Origin of the sequence: Paraburkholderia fungorum (assembly GCF_902833645.1) — a bacterium.
Classification (GTDB): Bacteria; Pseudomonadota; Gammaproteobacteria; order Burkholderiales; family Burkholderiaceae; genus Paraburkholderia; species Paraburkholderia fungorum.
In genome coordinates this window covers 230,313-248,263 of the sequence record NZ_CADFGE010000013.1, presented here as the reverse complement: position 1 = coordinate 248,263, position 17,951 = coordinate 230,313, and the positions used below count along the sequence as shown (strand labels likewise).

The following is a 17,951-nucleotide window of genomic DNA, read 5'->3' as shown; positions in this document are numbered from 1 at the left end:
TATTCGACACCCAGCACATTGGTTGTGCCCGGAGTCACCCAGCATGCCGCCGTTCCGCCATAGCTGTCGCCGCCAACCCACATGTCGGCGATCGCCGCAGGGTCAGGCTCCCCTCCCGCTTGGTAGTTGATTTGTGCAATGTTTGCCCAAGGGAACGAACTGAACCAAGCCGCGTAGGTGTCGTTAACGGTCCCGTACGTCGGACCGCCCAACGACCCAAATATGGCCTGTCCCGCCGCGAGATCACTCGACCAGTGCATAAACCCATTGTCCGGCGTACCCCACGGGTCAACAGTTGCCACCGCGCCGAGACATACCTGGGACTCCGGAGTGCCCACCGGGATGCCACCGGCAGGCGGCGGCACGGCACACCCGATTCCGACCCAGTTCGATCCGTTCCAGCTCGGCGCGGCGGTTTGCGTGTATCCGGTCGGGCATGATGGCGGCGCCTGATAGTTGCACTGTGGCGCCGAGTACTGCGACCCGATCCAGCGCGCTGACGAAACGGTCGTCCATCCCGGATCGGTTGAACAGGTTGGCGCCGGCGCAGGAGCTCTCGCAAGCCCGGCCGTACAGGTCGAGTCCTGATAACCCCATGAGCATCGCACGGGAGCCGCTCCCCCGGTCGCGGCGGCTAGCGCCAGCCACAGTAGCAACAACGCCTTTGGCGACAGCTTTGCGCATCGCATTTCAGTACCTCGCTCAATAAGTGCAATACGTTTCGGCAATCGCTTCGCCGGGGATCCCCGAGCCACTGCCATCCGTGATGTTGACGGTCCATGAGCCCGTCCCGGTGATCGGCCGGATTCGGCTTTAACCGCCGTCGTAGCCTGACAGGGCGTTATAGAGGAATTGCGTCACTGTTCCGCTCGACGTAACGTTGCATTGAACCGTGTATATCGACGATCCCTGGTACATTGCTGTGTTCGTGATAGCTGGCCCGAGTGCGTTACTGACATACGCTCCGCCTCCTGTTTTGTCGCTCGCGAGAAAGATGGGGGACGAGTCTCCGGTTGAACTGTGGGCATAGGGGTAAGGAGAGAAACCCAGACCTGCCGCGTACGTGTTACATGATGTTGCCAGGTCTATTGGTGTGGATGACGCCGGCGGCGGCACAGCGCATTCGAGCCCGACCCAGCTCGATCCGTTCCAGCTCGGCGCAGCGGTTTGCGTGTATCCGGTCGGGCACGATGGCGGCGCCTGATAGTTGCATTGTGGCGCCGAGTACTGCGACCCGATCCAGCGTGCTGACGAAACGGTCGTCCATCCTGGGTCCGTTGAACAGGTTGGCGCCGGCGCAGGAGCTCTCGCCAGCCCGGCCGTACAGGTCGAGTCCTGATAACCCCATGAACATCGCACGGGAGCCGCTCCCCCGGTCGCGGCGGCTAGCACCAGATATAGCAGCAACAACGCCTTTGGCGACAGGTTTGCGCATCGCATTTCAGTAACCCGCTCAATAAGTGCAGTACGTCTCGGCAATCGCTTCACCTGGGATTCCCGAGCCACTGCCATCCGTGATGTTGACGGTCCATGGGCCCGTCCCGCTGATCGGACTGAGGTTCACGGTGGCGGTCGGATCGACATAGAAGTTCTGTACAGCCAGAACGATCTCCGGCGTACCCCCGCCTGGACAGGTCGGTGAGGGCACCGTCGACCCGTTGGATACCAGGTAGTACGCGAAGCGCAACCCGTGCCCGCCGATCGGTACCCACCTGCCGTACAGGCAGTTAAAGGTCAGGCCTGAACCATCGATATCGCCAGCGATCGCGCCATTGCGCAAACATGTTCCGTTGGGCGTCGCGATATTGCCCAGTTCGAGTGCCCCCTGCACGCCCAGGGTGGCCTGTCCATTGGCAGCACTGATCTCGACATGGTTGTTGGAGTCGTTCTGGATTCGCGCGTTAAAGTCCTGAACACCCTGGCCGCCCTGATGGAAATCGATATAAGGCTGACCGGTTCCTGCCTGGCTATTGTTTCCGCCGAGTTCCAGCGACCCTCCCTGATCGCTGCTGAACTGGCCACCTCCCGAGTTCTGGAAGGTCGTCGCCGTGATGGTGTTGACCCCGGTGATGTTGTGCGCGGTCCCGCCAGCATCGGTCAACCCCAGATCCGTTTGCATGTGATTGAGCTGCGGCTGATTCGGTACGGACACACGATAGAGATAGGTGTTGTTTGCCTGTGTGCTGGAACCCGAGAACGCCAGCAAGGCTGCGAGATGGCCACTGCCTGGATTGGTGTAGTTCGACAGCGCAACGGGCCCCCATGCCCCGAAAGCACCGTATGCGTTGCCGGCGTTCATCGTGGCGTCGCCGTTCTGGTTGTTGTACGGAACGAAGCCCGCCTGTGCCTGCGCGGCGATCTGCACCAGTTGCTTAGGGTCACTTATCGAGCGACCGCCCTGACTCGTCACGATAGCCTGCAGCTGACCAGCTGTCGGTTGCAGTACCTGGAGTTCAAGTGTTTGCCCAAACGGATTGACGCCGGAATAGCCCAGCGGCAGATAGTTGCCGGCGGCCGCCATCATCGCAGTCGTCACCGTAACGGGCGTGGTCGCTGTGGCGGTGGCCGCGATCGTCGAGGCAAAGTCCTTCACGTACTGGAGGGCACCAGCGTCCCAAACGCGCATATGCGCAGCCGTAACCGCGCTCTGCACGTTGGCCGCACCGACCATCGCCCATATCGTCAGGGCCGCCACGTTCAGGAGCGAAATCACCGTGGCGGCCATGACGCCGAGAACTGCATCCATCCGCTATACCCTCAAGGATTAACCTGTACGACCTCGAGCATCACGCCAACCGGGATCGTTGCCGGTATCTGCAGTGTCTGGCCCCCGGAAAGCGACGCCGCCTGCCCCTTCGCGACGGACCGGAACCAGCTGGCGTTACCCTCCGTATCAGACTCGATGCTGGTGGCCTCGCCCGGGACGCCGGGCGTGTAGCTGTAGACGTCGCGCCCCGCAACCGGGTCTGCGACTGTCTGGCACAACGCTTGCGCCGGCGCCGGAACCCCCGCAGGCATGGTCACGCTGATGCTCGAGCTGATCGTCCCGGAAGATGCGAGGGCCGCGCTGATGCAGGCAGCACCATAGAGTTCAGCCTGCACCGCCGCGGCCGCCGCGGCGTTCTGTGATTGCCCGGACTGCGAGCTGCCGCCGGGAAGCGCCTGAGCGAGCTGCATTCCCTGTGCGATCAGGCCCGCGAACACCACGGCCAGAAGGACCGGCAGGATCGACCCCATGCGGCGATCTCCTGTTGCGCGCTTGTGGCGTTACTGGAAGGTCAGGGTCAGCGTCGGCTGGCCAGCACATGCGGTGCCGGCCGTCGCGGCGTCGGGCATGCTGGAAGGCGTAAACGTCTTTCCGCCGATCTGGAGGCTCGAATAGCCGTTCAGGTTCGAGGCCACGGACGAGCACGAACTCGTGGTTTCGGTGCCCCCACCGCCGAAGGTCACCTGCCCCTGAACGCCATTGGCCGTGCTGCCCAACGTAACCGTGTTACCCCAGCGGTCATACAGTGTTCCGCTTTTGTTCCACGTGCTCGGGAACACGCCGGCATTGATCAGCCCGGACGCGTTTGCGTTGGTGAAGTTCGTGTAGCCGTTGTTACCCTGCGCCAATTGCGCACGCGCCTGCGTCATGATGAACGTCAGATCTGAGACCATGTTGCCACTACCCATGATGATGACCACGGCAGCAATCAGCAACGCGACACCGGCCATTGCTGCCAGCTGCATCCCGCGACCAGCGAAAAATCCGAGAATTGAATCCATGGAGATATCCCTTTTCTATTGGAAGGTAAATTGTGTTTTAAAGGTGCAGGCCGGTTGCAAGCTGCTCGGTAACCGAGGTGCTGCCGAGCTGGATGACCACGCCGACGGCGAACGTCAGAAGTTGAAACAGAAGGCCGTAGGCCACCGCCTTGACGATCAGGACGCGCTCAAGTCTCTTGATGTATGCGCGTGCGGTCTTGTCGATCACTTCGGCGAAATTTGCATAACGAACGTATGCGGCGATTTCGCCAATCATGTCGATCGACGGGAACTGATGGCCACTGCGGCTCATGGCCTTGGCCAGATCCACGCCGTGCCCGGTGAGACCCGCCCGGATAGGGCGAAGCCGTGATGCCAGCCACGGCGACGCATACTGGATCTGATTCGAGAGCGCTTCCCTCTCCCCGATATTTGCCGTTCTCATCGCAGCAAACGCGAGAACCCATGCGAGCCCCTCGACCTGCCGGTATACATTGAAGGGAAAAATATGCCTGTCGAAAAACTCCCGCCGACTACCAGTCCACCGGGGCAACGCCTTGGCCGTGATCGTCGCGGTAATGGCTGACGCGACCGCAAAAACAGGCGCGATCGGGCCGACTGCAAGCTGACCCATCAGATAGAGCACGTAGGCCCATCCAGTCCACCTTGAGCCGGGAAGGGATCCTTCGAAGGCGGGCGTAACCCAGAAGCCGACGATAAACAGCGTCAAGTAGAGACCGACGACATAGACGGCCGGAGTAAACATCGCGGCAAACAGCTTGAGCTGCAGGTTGGAAGTCACACCCCGCACATCAAGGATGAGTCGCATGGCGACAGCCAGTCGCCCCGCTTTCTCCCCACCGGCGAGTAACCCGCGCTCGATGTCGGTCAGTGTGGTGCCAGACTGGTCGAACGCATTGGCCAGCATGGTGCCGTCGTCGACCATCCTGTAGACCTTTTCTACGATCTCTGCCTCTTCCACCTTCTTCTTCTGCACGAGTCGCGTGTGAAAGTCGAACAGACTCTCCGCGATGCCGCGCTTGTTTTCAAGATCGTTCGCTGCCTGCTCGTAGAGCTGCTTGCGCAGGAGCCAGTCCATGCCCGTCTTCATGCGCCCTCCGCCCAGTCTTGCATCCCGACGGCCACGTGAGCGTCGATCGGATCGACCTCCCCTGCCAGTACGCGCTCCATGGCATGTGCGAGCATCGAACGGTCGGAGTCCGGTTTCAGGCGGTGATTGCGGCGGGCCGTCCCCGTTCCACGGTCCTTAAGGTCCGTCATCAGCTCCTCGGACGTCATCACGATCTCCGCGACCGGTAAACGTCCAACGATGCCCGTGTTATTGCATGTCGGGCAGCCCTTGCCTCGAACGCACACCTCGCTCAAGCGCCCTCTCGAATGGCTTTGCCACGATCCGATCGCATCCCGGATATACCTGGGAACCTCGCGATCGGATCGGTCCATTGGCTGTCTGCAATCGGGGCAGAGCTGCTGAACAAGACGCTGTGCCATGAGTGCCCGCACAATGTTGTGGTTGCAGATGACTGCCTTGTTCAGTCTCTCGTGATCAAGCGTTTCCATTCGCAGAAACGTTTCGTACGGATCTTCGACGTGTGCTGTAGTCAGGCACAAGCGCCCCGCAAGGGAGGCCTGGATCGTCATCATGCATTCCTCTGCGTTGCGCCACTCGCCGATGAGAAGCAGGTCCGGGTCCATCCGGAGAGACTCTTCAAGCAGATAGGAAAATGGGTGTCCCTTGGCGTCTAGAACCAGTGCCCACGGTTTCGGATACTCGGGCGGATTCTCGAAGGTGACCTGCCGCTTGTGAGGAAAGAGCTGGGCATGAAGCATCATCAGCAGATACTGTGTCGTGCTCTTGCCCGTGTTGACAGGACCTGTGCTGATGAAAATGCCACCGGGCAGTCTGACGATCCGGTTCAGCAACTCAACCTGCCTGTCAGTGAAACCGCTAAACCTGACTTCTCCCTCAGGACGTGCGGGCACGGTCAGGATCAGATTGTGTTCGGGCGCCTTGCCGGTCGGCTGCAGATCTGAATACTGCAGCCGCGCTACCAGAAAGCCGGCGTCGGCGTCGACCGGGTAGGCCGGACCGCGAATGATACGGATACTCGTCACACCTGTACCCGGCAGCCAGTCTCCCTTGATCTGCGCGTCCTGAAACTCGTGAGGGATGAAACTGCCTTCATTGGTTTTTGCCGCGCCGATGTACATGGCGCGGGCAAGCGCCACTCCATCTTCATTCGTCATGCTAAGGTTCTGGATTTTCCACAGATCGCCGTTGATGCGAAGCTGGACCTCGGCGTGGTTCTCGTGAATCAGCAGGTGGAGGTCGGTACCCCGTGCCTTCGCGCAATTCTCGTAGAGGTTATGTGCAATATTGAGGTTCGGCTGGTCTGTCGCGTCCTTGCGAACAAACTGGCTGCGCTCCTGCCGCATTTCCTGCAGCTGCTGTGCGGGAAGTGGAACAACCTTCGCGGTCGGAATCTGGGCACGGACATCGCTCATCCAGGTCAGAAAATCCGGAGAGCCTTCCGATCGGACGTCGACGTAGATCACCGCCGCCTGCTCGGCCAGCACTCGCTCCACATCTTCCCTGCGAAGCATCGTCGACTCGACCGCCACATCCCCAATGTGCTTTTGCTCGCCGCGGACCAGATACTTTTCCTGCGTTCTCAGTAGCTCGTTGACCTGCGCCTGGGTGAGCAGCCCAAGACCTACGGCGATTTCACCAAACGGCCGCCCGATCGTCGACGGATAGATCACATGCTTTTCCACCACGTCTGGCGGTGCCGGCAGGGTGACGCGGTTCGCTGCGCCCGTTGCAGACTCAGCGTCCGTTGGTACGTGGCCGTCGGATACGAACGTAATCCCGCGCGTGATGCGCATACGCAGAGCTTCAAGGATTGCCATGGTGTGCCTGTGCCTGAATGGTCAGCTGCTGCGAGCGCCCTGCTCCCGGACGGATATCGCCGTCGACAGATGGAGGCGCGCTGTTCAGTCCATAGAGCGTGCCAGCGACAGTCCACGTTTCTGTCGCGGATTGCCACGAGACGGATCTGATACGCAAGCCGTCGACGCCATCGAAGGCTTGTTTGAGATCGAGCCACGGCGCCCACGGGACATCGAGAGTGACATTCGATGACGTCCATGCAGAGCTGGTGGATACGGACGGTGAAGTGCCGGGAAGCGCTGGTTGGCCGGCGCCATTGAATGTGATGGGAAACCCACGCGTCTGGGCAAAGGCCGACATCTTCCGGCTCGCGACGCGCATCGCGTCAAGCAGACCTGACGCTCCCTCAAAACGGACCGCTGTGACCGTCGACGCGCTCGCGGACTGGCCATCCTGGGCAGGTACACCCGGTGTATCCGTAGCGAGGCCATCCTCCCTTTGCCAACCAGCCGCTACCGATATGCCGTCGTGCGTGACCGCGCAGCTCCATGAGGTTAGTGACCACCCGGCGTGAACAAGCGCCTGTGTGCTCCACGCACGATGGCATGCATCAAACACTGCTGATGGTGCCGGCTCGTGAGCCCACGGACGCGCGAGCGCGTCTGAAATCGCGGGACGCGGCGGGACGATCACCGCAGCGTGCTTTGTAGCCTGACCTGAGTGACGGATGTATCCCAGTCCCTGACGCACTCCCCACACGGCGGCAACTACCAGCAACGCGGCAGTTGCTCCGGCAATGGCAAGCTTGACTGCGGAGAACCATGGCCTGGACTGGAGGTCTCGAAGACTGGGAATGGTTGACGCTGCCAGCACCATGTCCACGATGTCCTCAACCGTCCCCTCCGAAACCTCATTCCAGTTGCCAAGCTTGCTGTGAGAATTCCAGACACGATCGATATCGCTTTTCGTGCCAATCTGGTCACCATCGGGGATGATCGCCTTGCGGTCGCGTACGGCGATGTACCAGAAGCGACCGTCGCCCAGGTCATAGACGGCGCGCCATGGAGCTACACGTTGACTTGCGACAGAAGCGGCGAGCGAGCGCAGTTTGCCTGGCCTGTCGAAGCCGGCGATGGGCGCGCAGAGTCCCACCTGTGTGCGACCTTCGCCAGTCTTGTAGACCAGCCCCCACCGTCCCCCCCGCACCGACCAGGCGCGAAGCGCCTCGGGCTTCGGCCAACGTGTCTCTGTACGCCATGAGAGTCCGGCCGCAAACTCGCCCTTGATGCCAGGTATCGCCAGCGTCTGGGCCATGCTAGAACCCCACGACCCGAGTTTGCCTGCTCGCACCGGAACCCTTCGCGAGTGCTACGTTACTGTCAGTGATGGCACTGACCTTCCAGCCATTTCCCACAACATCGCCAACCTCGACATTCGGGAGCCGGCGGCCATCGACGGTCATATCGGCCTCCCAGCGACCATTGAAGGCGCCGGTGAAGTGCAGCTCGAACCCATCGCTGTGGGAAATTGTCTGGACCGGCGGCAACGCCGGCGATGGAGCCGGCGTCGGCGCCGCAGTCAATCCTTGCGGCGGCCCGTCAGTCAGGGCCTTGCGCGCTCGTTCATCGGCCGCAGCAGCGTCGGCTTTGTACTTCGCGATTTCCGCCAGCTTCTTCCAGCGGACTGCTTCCTTCTGCAGAGTGGTCGACTCATCAGATTCGGAAACACCGGACTCCGAAGCTCCAGAGTCCGGTGCGGCGAATGTCACAAGTGGCAGGCATGCCATGAGGATCACAAACAGCTTCGGTGACAATTTCATCGTCGTTTGCCTCACATCAGACGCGCCGTAATGACAACGGCGAGCATGGTGTCGTTGTTTTGCGCATCAACGCCGCCGCCGAGAAAGGGTAACGAGGGGGAGCCGACGCCGTTATTCGTCGACGTGAGGGTCTGCTGGCGAAGACCGGTCAGCACCAGGGATTCGCCGGGTTTAAGGTTGACATCCTGATGGAGGGTATCGATATGGCGGTCTGCCAGCTGAACCGACGAAGTAGTCGCGCCACTGGAGCTGCTGCTGGATGCCGATTGCGGCGGAAACACCGTGAAGGTCGGTTTGTCCGTGAGGGTCAGCTGGAATGAAATCACGATCCGGCCGTCGATGATCTTGGGGGTAAACGTACCCGTGAAGCCCGAGACCATCGTGCTCACCTGCGTGCTGTTGGTCGCACCAACCGAAGCAACAAGCGTGGACTGATTCGAAGTGACGTGATCCTGCTGCTCCGCGTCCTGCAAGGCGATTGAACGGCCGTTCTGCGTGACGCCTCCAGTCCCGAAGACAGCCGCTACGTTACCGAGTGTGGACAGTGCCTGTACGGCACCCTGCGTGCCGCTCAGCGAGCCTCCAACAATGCTTGCGCCAAAGGTCATCGGGGAAGTTGTACCGAGAACCGAAGGTGCCGGAGCGCCGGTGACGGTTACGCCGGTGTGGCCGCTTCCACTTTTATACGCGAGCGAGAGATTCCAGCCGTAGTTGTCTTCTCTCGTGCGTTGCACCTGATACAGGCGCACTTCGATCGCGATATTCTTGCCGAAGGTCGCGTTAATGTCGTTCTTCACCCAGGCTGCCAGACGATCGCATTGAGGCGGGCTACCCGTTACCGTGAGGAGACTGAGATTTCGATCGGCATGTACCACTGCCCCGGGGCCGGCAACAGCCTGTGCGGACTCCTGAAAGGTTTGCCATGGATCGATGATGAGCGTCTCCGCGGAGGTTTGACCGCCGCTGCCCGATTGGGCAGACACAGTGGAACCCGAGCCGCCGCTCGTCGATGACGAGGATCCGGTGCCCCCCATGATCGTCGGCGCGCCCCCCGAGTTGCTCGAGTCGCCGGTCGAGATCGACCCGGTCATGCTGCTGGCCTTGGGTAGGCTCGCGATGGTGAACGTTCGGGTTTCGCGCCGGAAAAACGTGAGTGTGGCGTCTTTGTATCGCGACCAGACCTTATAGCGTGTGTCGACGACATTCAGGAAGTCCCCGAATTCGCCGGTGAATTTCCAAGGGCCGGAACTGACGGCTTCATGCGAAGCGGACGTTGAACCGGGCAGCGCAGCTGTCAGATCCGGAACCCCTCTGCCCTGCACACCTGGAGCAGGAATCGTTCCGATCAGGCGGGCGCTAGCTCCCTGAGACACCGAGTTGCCCGGCACTCCGGCGCTGACCGACTCATCGATCTCAACGCGAACACCAACCTTTTTCGCAATCCAGTTGGCGATATCCGACAACGTTGGATCACCCGAGTCACTGCTGCTGTTGTAGGAAACGGTCTTGTTGTAGATCGACGGTTGCGGCTTGCTTGCGGGGACCTGCTCGCCAAGCAGCCAGGAACCCTTGTGAATCACGACAACGGGGCGCCCGTTCTGCGGCGCGTCGATTTTGGCTTGTGTGGCTGCGGCGATCGACGCCTGCTGGTCGTGTACGTCACGGATGGCACAGCCAGCGAACTGCGAACACGCGAGAGCGATCGCACTCGTTGCCATGAGGTAGGCGGACGAAAGTCTCATTGCTGCGCTCCTTGTGAGCCGGTCGGCGTGACGATGATGGTGTTGTTCCCCTCCCATACGTCGACCCAGATATCAGCGCCGTTGTCGCCCATCTGGTCAAATACCTGGATGGCGGCCTGTTCGAAGCTCCCGCCGAAAGAGGCGTTGTTTGGGGCCGTCCAGTTACCGGGAATGTTCCACAGCACCGCCCAGTGCGAGCGCCGTGCCCATTCCAGGATCTGGTCCTCGAGCGGCAAGCCGGCTTTCAGCTCAAACGGCTGAAGGTTCTCCGGGACGACAGCAGGCGTCGCGACCGGCATGGCTGGAGCAATCTGTATGGGTTGGGGGTTGGCGTCATGCACGCTGGACCCAAGGTCTGCAGGGTGGTCGACGTGATCCTTCGCAGTTGCTGTATCCGGTAGACGCTGCGAGATGGGTTGCAGTTTTTCGGCGGCTGGTGCCGGAGATATCTGCACAGATGGAGCGTGGGCGACAGCGGGTGTTGATGGTTCCAGGTTTGGCGATGTCGGATGAATTGCAGCGATCTGGATTGCGCCAGATGCTGCGCCTTGAGGCATCGGGGTGCCGGCATGCAGATCGATGAAGCCTGCATCTGACGAGAGTGCGGGGGACTCCCCTCGCACAATCGCCCGGAGCTCGACCCTGCGATCCGGAGCACGGCACCTGATCGCCTCGGCCGTTTGGGCGCGAGGACAGTTCGTCGTGACGGGCGAGGTATCCCCTACTCCGCTTGTGTCGATCGAGTCTGCCGGAACACCCTGCTGGATAAAAAATCCACGAACCGAATTCGCACGCGCCACGGAAAGCCGCTCGTTATACGTTGCGGTTCCGATCGCGTCTGTGTGACCCACAACGCTCAGATGGGTAATGCGGCTTGTGCCACCGAGAGAATCGAAGAGTGTCGACAGGCTCGACGTACCGGCTGCCGACAGCGTAGACGAACCGAAACGAAACATCGCGTCGGCCGAGAGCGTGGCGTTCACTGCGCGGGTTGCCGATGACGATCCAGCCTGCGTTGACGCAATGAGCGGCATCGCCCCTGCAGATTCAGCCGCCGCGGGAGCGATGAAAATCGCGACGCATGTGCAGGCCGCGAGCGGATGCCTCCAGGACCTGCGTGAGATGGCCGCTTTGTTGCCCATCGATGACTCCGGAACGAGAAGGGGATTCGCCCTGAAGTGCTCGCACGACGCGAGCTCACGTGGGCAGATCAGGTGTTCGTGTCGATCATAGAGGAATCGCCAAAAGGTAAATTATTTCATCACGAGGTTTTTGCACGCGGTCGGGGATGCCCGGTTGAGGGTTCCCGATGGAGAACTTTGAGGGCGATCATGTTTGCAGCGTCCCGGTGGTCCGAGCCAAACGCCGGCGCGCGTGTCGGTCGTTGGAGAGCAAAGGAGCACCACTACGGTCGCGATCGTTTTGAGTGGTTCTGATCAATTACGGCGTCGTGTGGTCCCGGACGGTGCAATCGCCGCGGGACTTTGATCCGTCAGCCGGTGTGATCCGCGATGTTGAAACGATGTAGTGTGGTGCTGGCCGTCGCCTTAGGCACGCGACTGGAAGTTGCGAGCCCCGCCACGATGACTTGCCGTTACAGCGGTTGGCAACATGTGCGTGAGCAGATTCGCGACACCGGGCAGTTGCAGGACCGCTATCGAATGGGTTCGCCGGGATGCTGCCACGCTGCGCGCGCTCGTAAGCCGACGGCGCATGGCCAGTCTCGGATAAGAGACGTGCCCTTCGGACACCTGCGAGCTGCGGCCAGACAGCCGATAACGCCGCAACCTGCAATACAGTGGCTGCTCATCAATTCCTGAGGTGCGAGCGCTTTCCCGCTAACGGTTGCTGATGTGCGAACGGTTTTTCGTCAACACACAACCTGAAAACCCAGTGACAGAAATGCAGGATTACGGCCAGCCTGCCCGACGCCCGCATAGAGTCGTGGTCAATCGCTGCTCGTTATCGCGACTGGGCTCGTCGTTCGGCCACTAAAGATCTGGAGGCGTTTATGAACGGACCGCGTGCTGACGGGGTTGCGCCAGAATTTGTCGGATGGCCGCGAGGTGTTGCTCGCCCACCTCGCCTCTGCCTGGGGCGCCAGGCGCTCGCCAGACCGCGGCGCGTGGCGGAGTCACGCCAAGCTGACGGCAAACCACGGACAGCCAGGGCTTGCCGGATCCGGTCCAGTCCTGCGCCGCTTTCGCAATTGCGCTATCACCGACCCGTTCACGCAGCCACGCCAGGGTCCGTCGGTCATATTCGTTCTGCACACGCACCAGATGTTCCATGCTGGCCCTCGCTGCTGTATGAATGAACATACTGTTAATATATACAGTAGTTGCACACTTTTCAAGCAGTCTGGTGAGCGTCTTCACTGCCTTCCGTTGACGCGCGGCAACGGCTGCCCCGCCCCTTCGCCCTCGGCAGGTCCTTTGACTTGAGCTGCGCTAGGTCTGCATCGATCCAGGCGTCGGACGCACAATCGGAGGCACTCGAGCTGCTATGGCGAGAGACCGCGACCGGAATGAAAGCGCGGCTGTGGCGGGGCGTTCAAGTGATGTGCAAGCAGCTCGTCGTCGATGACTCACCGCAGCTGGGGTGGCAGCGCGCCTTTGCTTCTACTTGCGTTGCACACGTATGGCTTTTCTAGGTTCGCAAGAAGCCAAGGAGTCTTGCTCGAAGGCCGCCGACCGTACGTACAGGGTTACTGTCGCTGGAGCAGGTCTACAAGGAACGCAACTAGGCAGGTAGGTTATCGCAGTCAGGACCGGTTGCCTGCCCGCGCTTTCTTCATCTTCGCGAACACGTGCGAACAGAATGCGTCTGCAACTACGCGATTCACCGTGAGGATATTGTCGGGGCGCAACGTATCGCGGGACACGCCCTGCTTTTCGATGAGCCGCTGCGGAATGAGTTGACTTACGAACGAGTGGCATAGCTCCTTTTGCGCGTGGTCATCAGCGGACTCGAAGAACTGTCGGCCGACCTTGATTTCTTCGCTCATCTTGGCCTTAGCGATCTCATTCTGGGCCTGGATGTTGGCTTCCATCTTTGCTTGCGCGGCGTCCCGGCTGCGGCTTTCCTTCGTGTTGTCTTCGAGCTGCCTGGCCTTGATGGACGCCATTTTTCGGTCCGCTTCGCCGATGCGGTAGTTCCCTTCAAGGGCCTTGAACAGATAGCCCTTCGGACTGACCGTGACCTTCCCTTCGTTGAGCTTGAACCGTGTGTATTCGATTGCTTGTTCGAGGCGCTCGTCAGTCCAGACTTCCCGATTTTTTGCGAGCCGCTCGAACTCAGGCGTGTCAAAGGCAAATTCGTTATGAAGGACCAGATACATCGAATCTTGGATGCCAGCACGCGCTGCGTCGGCCCCCTGCTTCTTCGTAAACCTGAAGCGGATTTTCAGTTTCTCTGGCGCGATGCGTTCGGCGTTGGGCTCCCAGCTCACATCGAAATCCGAGAGGTCGTTGAGCTGTTCAATGGCGGGCTCGAGGAATCGCTTTTTGAATTCCTTGACCTCCTTGCGCGACTCCCCGACCTTGCCCGGCCACTCCAAGACGTCTTCGTAGGCAAACCATTCCGTTACTCCGTGCCCCTCGCACGGAATGAGCCGGTCGTAGATAGCGCGCGAAAGGGAGAGGGAGAAAGAAGTCGAGGCGCGTAGGCTCAGCCAATGCGCCTTGTAAGGGCTGATGAGGTATTTGATGACCCGCCCGGAGAGCAGGACGTAGACTACACTGCGCTCTATGTAGCAGTCACCAAGAAGACTGATAGTCCCCCATGAATCTTTCTCGGTTATCTCCTCGATGGACGGCGCCGTCATGATTTCAACGCGCGCCTTGGCGGCTGCGCTCATCTGGGCAATGAGATGGCTGTGGTTCCGACTGTCGTAACGCATCAGCCATTTGAAGTAGTTCACGTCGGCCGTGAAGGTGTAGACCTTGTCGTCTAACAGCTCATCCGGCGCCTTGGTTGCGACGATGAAGTACGCGGCGTCCAGCACGCGGCGTGCGGCAATGCCCAATCCGCCCACCCGCGTGAAGATGTTGTTTCTCAGGAAACCAATGTCCCTCGTCGACTCGCTGATGGCCGCGCCTTGTGCGGACATGTCATCGTAAATGTCCAAGGCGAGCTGATGCGGCGTAACGGTTAGGGTTTGGTTTTCCATTCGTTGAATTCGACTCCAATCCCCGGCACTCTATCAGTCGAGCAAGGTGTGTCAACACAAAAACCACCCCGAATTCTGAGAGGGCACGCTGCACAAAAAGCACCCCGTGCCCTCTCGGCGCATCACAACTTTCACCCCCGTCTTCACAATTTCCGCCTGATACCGCCCAATTTACGCACCTGTGCGCACAAAAACCGCCCCCGGCTTCACAAAAACCGTCCCTATCCACAGGGGTAGCCTTTGATTTAAAAGGGTTTTCTGTTGCCTGTTTGTTGGTGGGTGGGTTTATGTTTACAAAAACCAAACAAACCCAACGTACCGTAAATCGAGAGCAGAGAAACGTTTCAGCCTGTTATGGCCATCTAACATGTTGAAAATGCAGAGAAATCTAGAGGAAATACCCTTCAGCACAAAAACCGTCCCGGGGGTGCTTTTTGTGCGGGTGGAGCGAAATCGTCGGTTGAGTCGGCAAGGCCGGAGTTCTGGACATCGGGAAATGTGCTGGCAGCCTGCGGTCGAGGTGTCCCGCAAACAGACAACAAATCAGCAATTTAGGTGCATGTCTTCAGGTAGGGTATAAAAACTGCCCTCAATACAACCTTGTTTACGCATATTCGTGTATTCTGCGCTTCAACGTCAAAACACGGAGAAAGCGCGGAATGGCTAACGTAGGCACCCTACCAATGGAAGACAGGAAGGTTACGCTTCGGGAGGTGGCGGACTTTGCAGACGGTCTCGAACCCTTCGCGGACAACCTCCGCGAGCTGATTCTCGCACCGCGGCCGCGCAAAGTCGCCCCCTTCTACACAATCAGCGAGCTGGCCGAGATGTGCAATCTGACTCGACAGCAGATTCAGTATTTGGTGACGAAGGGTGACTCCGGGCTCCCCACGGGAACCTTGAACGGTAACGGCCGCAGCCGAACATTCACACTGCCCGAGGTGCGCTTGTGGGTAAAGATGGCCTCGGACATCTACCAGACCCCGCTTGGCGACAATGATGGCGAGTTCAAGGGCAAAGTCCTGACCACGGCTCAGCTCAAGGGCGGATCAGCGAAGACCACCACGACAGTCTGCCTGGCACAGGCGTTGACCCTCCTTGGCCGGAAGGTGCTGCTCATCGACCTCGACCCGCAAGCTTCAGCGTCCGAGCTTTGCGGTCTGTACGCAGAGAAGGAAGTGTCTGGTGAAGATACCGTCCTCCCGTATATCTACGACCAGAACGTGGAGGGGGGCCTCAGCGCCAAGGTTCAGTCGACGTACTGGGACGGTCTCGACATCATCCCCGGCCACACGTTTCTGTACGGGGCTGAGTTCCTCCTTCCCGCACGTCAGAAGACAATTCAGGGGTATCGTTTCTGGGCGGTCTTGCGTCAGGGGCTGGAGCCGCTGAGGGCGCAATATGATTACATCCTGATAGACACCTCGCCCTCGCTGTCGTACATGAACCTGAACGCGCTCCTCGCGGCGGATGCTCTGGTCATGCCTATGATTCCCGAAAACTTGGACTTCATCAGCTCACTGGCATTCTGGCGTTTGTTTTCGGACGTGGCGGAGGACTTCCTTCCTTACGAAGAGGACAAGGTCTACGAGTGCATTTCAATCCTGTTGTCCAAGGTCGATTATGGGAAGACCTCGTCGGCGCCAGTGGTTCGGCAGTGGGCACAAAGTGCCTACGGTCGATGGCTCGACCCTTTTGAAATTCCAGCAAGTTCGGTAATGAGCGGTGGCGCACTTTCACTGTCGACAGCACTGGATGTCGTCAGTACCCACTCGACGGCAAAATCGTTGCAGCGCGTCAAGCAGCCGATGATTCAGTACGCTAAATGGCTGGACGACATGTTTGTCAAATCGTGGAAGGAGTCGGCATGAGCAATATCCGAGAGCAGCTAATGGCCAAGACCGCCAACCTGCCGACGCCCGCCGATTTCAAGGGCGACAGCAAAAAGGAGAAGGGGGCGCGCGGTCCACAGACGATGCCGGGCATCACGAGTGCCCTGGCCGCAGCCCAGCTACGGATTCAAGAGCTTGAGTCGAAAGGGTTAGCAACAGCGATTGATGTCAGTCTCATCGCTCCTAACCCGTGGCAGCCCCGCCGCCAATTCAATGAGGCGAAACTGTCGGAACTGGCTCGGGCGATTTCCGAGGTGGGCTTGTTGCAGGCTGTGACCGTTCGCAGGGTTGGCGACTCATTCCAATTGGTTGCAGGGGAGCGACGGTGGCGTGCGCACAAGCTGCTCAACTTGGACCACATCCGGGCAGTCGTTATTGAATGCACCGATCAGGATATGGCGGCGTTGGCGTTAATGGAAAACGTCACTCGCGACGGCCTGACCGACTACGAGATTGCGATTGCGGTTCGTCGTGCGGAGACTGAGTTTCCGAAGCGCACCCGGCTCGCCGAAGTCATGGGCGTGACGCGCGCTGACCTCTACAAGCTCTTGGCGTTCGATGATTTACCGGACTTCATCAAGCGTGACCTTGACCTGAATCCTTCGTTGCTGGCGGCAAACTCGGCTCAAGATATTGTCAATGCTTTAAAGAAGACAGGAGAGGCCGGCTTGAAAGCTGTTAGGGAATTGTGGCCCCTCGTTGTGTCCGGAGACCTCGTCCAGACTAAGGTGGCTGCGTCTATCAACGCGCAAGTCTCACGCGGACTGTCGATAGCTGATGCCGGTGGGCGAAGCATCTTGAAGATTTTTTCAGGGAAGGTTCAAGCCGGCAGCATCACAAAGGACGTCAAAGGGTTGACGTTCAAATTTAAGGCGGGCGTGGTGACCGAGGAGCAGGAAAGCGAGCTTCGGGAGCACATAGGGAAGATGTTCTCCATTCGGTCCGAGTGACTGCATCGAAACCCGCCAATGGCGGGTTTTTTTGTGACCGAATCACGGGAGGTTAGCGCGAGTCGCCACTCCGCGAGCGCGTAGAGAGTGTCCTAATTAGAACACTTTTCTGCCCCTGCCCCGGGGCAGCCGCAAAGATCTAGATTAGGTGCCCGCCATGACGTGCTGCTCGAGCACGGGAAGCGCGTAGAAAAGTGTCCTAATTAGAACACTTCTCTTTCCCCCGTCTTGGAGGCTCCAGCGAAGACGCTGGGAAACTCCGACGCGAGACCTCATATCGTCGGGGGACTCCGATGCCTCTGGGCTTATCAAGCGGACGCGTCGGCAGGGACCGCGGCGAGGACTGTTGGTGCAATAGCGGCTTGACCGGTCATTTTCTTCATAGGTAATGATATCCCGCGGATCTGACCTCGATCTCCGCTGACCGGACAGGCGTGATTGCCGTGATTCGTATAGTGTCGAGTTCGTCTCTACGTGCTCACGAGGCCTCGCGATTGGGCTTCCCTACTTCCCGCCACCGCCGACGTCACGGCAGCACCCCAAGCAGGCCGATGTGCCGATCAACTACCTTAAGACGCTCTTGCGACACACCGTCGATTTCAGTCATCTGGTACTGACTATGCGGGCGGCTGCCTAACTGCCAGAGCGCCAGCAGCGTGAGGCCATCAAGGTTCGCACCCGCACCGGCGAGTTGCGCGAGCAACGTCTTTTCGGTGCAA

15 protein-coding genes are annotated in these 17,951 nt (G+C 59.7%); 2 read left to right on the top strand and 13 right to left on the bottom strand.

Annotation, left to right across the window (positions count from 1 at the left end):
- Positions 1 to 1,066: 1,066 nt before the first annotated feature.
- The 12 genes from HWX91_RS32355 to HWX91_RS32300 all read right to left on the bottom strand — a co-directional run bounded on the left by HWX91_RS32355 (position 1,067) and on the right by HWX91_RS32300 (position 14,390).
- Positions 1,067 to 1,267, bottom strand: coding sequence for a hypothetical protein (locus tag HWX91_RS32355; protein WP_127837892.1), 201 nt, complete (start codon positions 1,265 to 1,267; stop codon positions 1,067 to 1,069).
- A 186-nt stretch (positions 1,268 to 1,453) separates the two neighbouring features.
- Positions 1,454 to 2,725 (bottom strand): shufflon system plasmid conjugative transfer pilus tip adhesin PilV, encoded by a 1,272-nt coding sequence (pilV, locus tag HWX91_RS32350; protein ID WP_244144172.1) that lies wholly within the window; start codon positions 2,723 to 2,725, stop codon positions 1,454 to 1,456.
- A 32-nt stretch (positions 2,726 to 2,757) separates the two neighbouring features.
- On the bottom strand, positions 2,758 to 3,237 hold the full coding sequence (locus HWX91_RS32345; protein ID WP_028197148.1) for a hypothetical protein: 480 nt from the start codon (positions 3,235 to 3,237) through the stop codon (positions 2,758 to 2,760).
- Positions 3,238 to 3,267: 30 nt separating this feature from the next.
- The gene (locus HWX91_RS32340) at positions 3,268 to 3,768 is read right to left on the bottom strand and encodes a type 4 pilus major pilin (RefSeq protein ID WP_028197147.1); all 501 of its coding nucleotides are present in this window, start codon (positions 3,766 to 3,768) and stop codon (positions 3,268 to 3,270) included.
- A 37-nt stretch (positions 3,769 to 3,805) separates the two neighbouring features.
- Positions 3,806 to 4,858, bottom strand: coding sequence for a type II secretion system F family protein (locus HWX91_RS32335; RefSeq protein ID WP_042275195.1), 1,053 nt, complete (start codon positions 4,856 to 4,858; stop codon positions 3,806 to 3,808).
- Positions 4,855 to 6,678, bottom strand: coding sequence for an ATPase, T2SS/T4P/T4SS family (locus HWX91_RS32330; protein WP_052660745.1), 1,824 nt, complete (start codon positions 6,676 to 6,678; stop codon positions 4,855 to 4,857). The genes HWX91_RS32335 and HWX91_RS32330 overlap by 4 nt, the downstream gene beginning before the upstream one ends.
- Positions 6,665 to 7,972, bottom strand: a complete 1,308-nt coding sequence (pilO2, locus tag HWX91_RS32325; RefSeq protein ID WP_028197145.1) for a type 4b pilus protein PilO2 — start codon at positions 7,970 to 7,972, stop codon at positions 6,665 to 6,667. The genes HWX91_RS32330 and pilO2 overlap by 14 nt, the downstream gene beginning before the upstream one ends.
- A 1-nt stretch (position 7,973) precedes the next feature.
- Positions 7,974 to 8,477: a hypothetical protein gene (locus HWX91_RS32320; RefSeq protein WP_028197144.1), complete on the bottom strand. Its 504-nt coding sequence runs from the start codon at positions 8,475 to 8,477 to the stop codon at positions 7,974 to 7,976.
- An 11-nt stretch (positions 8,478 to 8,488) separates the two neighbouring features.
- Positions 8,489 to 10,057 (bottom strand): pilus assembly protein PilN, encoded by a 1,569-nt coding sequence (locus HWX91_RS32315; RefSeq protein WP_127837893.1) that lies wholly within the window; start codon positions 10,055 to 10,057, stop codon positions 8,489 to 8,491.
- Positions 10,058 to 10,215: 158 nt separating this feature from the next.
- Positions 10,216 to 11,361 carry a TcpQ domain-containing protein gene (locus HWX91_RS32310; protein ID WP_081833087.1) on the bottom strand — a complete coding sequence of 382 codons (1,146 nt, stop codon included), beginning with the start codon at positions 11,359 to 11,361 and terminating at the stop codon, positions 10,216 to 10,218.
- An 867-nt stretch (positions 11,362 to 12,228) separates the two neighbouring features.
- Positions 12,229 to 12,510 (bottom strand): CppA family protein, encoded by a 282-nt coding sequence (locus tag HWX91_RS32305; protein WP_045707103.1) that lies wholly within the window; start codon positions 12,508 to 12,510, stop codon positions 12,229 to 12,231.
- Positions 12,511 to 12,983: 473 nt separating this feature from the next.
- Complete coding sequence (locus HWX91_RS32300) at positions 12,984 to 14,390, bottom strand: replication initiation protein (protein ID WP_028197141.1); 1,407 nt, start codon at positions 14,388 to 14,390, stop codon at positions 12,984 to 12,986.
- Positions 14,391 to 15,049: 659 nt separating this feature from the next.
- Here HWX91_RS32300 and HWX91_RS32295 point away from each other — a divergent pair.
- Positions 15,050 to 16,261 (top strand): ParA family protein, encoded by a 1,212-nt coding sequence (locus HWX91_RS32295; RefSeq protein WP_028197140.1) that lies wholly within the window; start codon positions 15,050 to 15,052, stop codon positions 16,259 to 16,261.
- On the top strand, positions 16,258 to 17,232 hold the full coding sequence (locus HWX91_RS32290; protein WP_028197139.1) for a ParB/RepB/Spo0J family partition protein: 975 nt from the start codon (positions 16,258 to 16,260) through the stop codon (positions 17,230 to 17,232). Before HWX91_RS32295 ends, HWX91_RS32290 begins: the two co-directional genes overlap by 4 nt.
- Positions 17,233 to 17,758: 526 nt before the next feature.
- Here HWX91_RS32290 and HWX91_RS32285 read toward each other — a convergent pair.
- Entirely contained in the window at positions 17,759 to 17,935 is a 177-nt protein-coding gene (locus tag HWX91_RS32285) for a hypothetical protein (RefSeq protein ID WP_156034525.1), read from the bottom strand.
- Positions 17,936 to 17,951: the final 16 nt, after the last annotated feature.

Coding starts and splice junctions, on each gene's coding strand:
- HWX91_RS32355 (WP_127837892.1), bottom strand. CDS start 1,267: ATGGACGACCGTTTCGTCAGCACGCTGGATCGGGTCGCAGTACTCGGC.
- pilV (WP_244144172.1), bottom strand. CDS start 2,725: ATGGCCGCCACGGTGATTTCGCTCCTGAACGTGGCGGCCCTGACGATA.
- HWX91_RS32345 (WP_028197148.1), bottom strand. CDS start 3,237: ATGGGGTCGATCCTGCCGGTCCTTCTGGCCGTGGTGTTCGCGGGCCTG.
- HWX91_RS32340 (WP_028197147.1), bottom strand. CDS start 3,768: ATGGATTCAATTCTCGGATTTTTCGCTGGTCGCGGGATGCAGCTGGCA.
- HWX91_RS32335 (WP_042275195.1), bottom strand. CDS start 4,858: ATGAAGACGGGCATGGACTGGCTCCTGCGCAAGCAGCTCTACGAGCAG.
- HWX91_RS32330 (WP_052660745.1), bottom strand. CDS start 6,678: ATGGCAATCCTTGAAGCTCTGCGTATGCGCATCACGCGCGGGATTACG.
- pilO2 (WP_028197145.1), bottom strand. CDS start 7,972: ATGGCCCAGACGCTGGCGATACCTGGCATCAAGGGCGAGTTTGCGGCC.
- HWX91_RS32320 (WP_028197144.1), bottom strand. CDS start 8,477: ATGAAATTGTCACCGAAGCTGTTTGTGATCCTCATGGCATGCCTGCCA.
- HWX91_RS32310 (WP_081833087.1), bottom strand. CDS start 11,361: ATGGGCAACAAAGCGGCCATCTCACGCAGGTCCTGGAGGCATCCGCTC.
- HWX91_RS32305 (WP_045707103.1), bottom strand. CDS start 12,510: ATGGAACATCTGGTGCGTGTGCAGAACGAATATGACCGACGGACCCTG.
- HWX91_RS32300 (WP_028197141.1), bottom strand. CDS start 14,390: ATGGAAAACCAAACCCTAACCGTTACGCCGCATCAGCTCGCCTTGGAC.
- HWX91_RS32295 (WP_028197140.1), top strand. CDS start 15,050: ATGGCTAACGTAGGCACCCTACCAATGGAAGACAGGAAGGTTACGCTT.
- HWX91_RS32290 (WP_028197139.1), top strand. CDS start 16,258: ATGAGCAATATCCGAGAGCAGCTAATGGCCAAGACCGCCAACCTGCCG.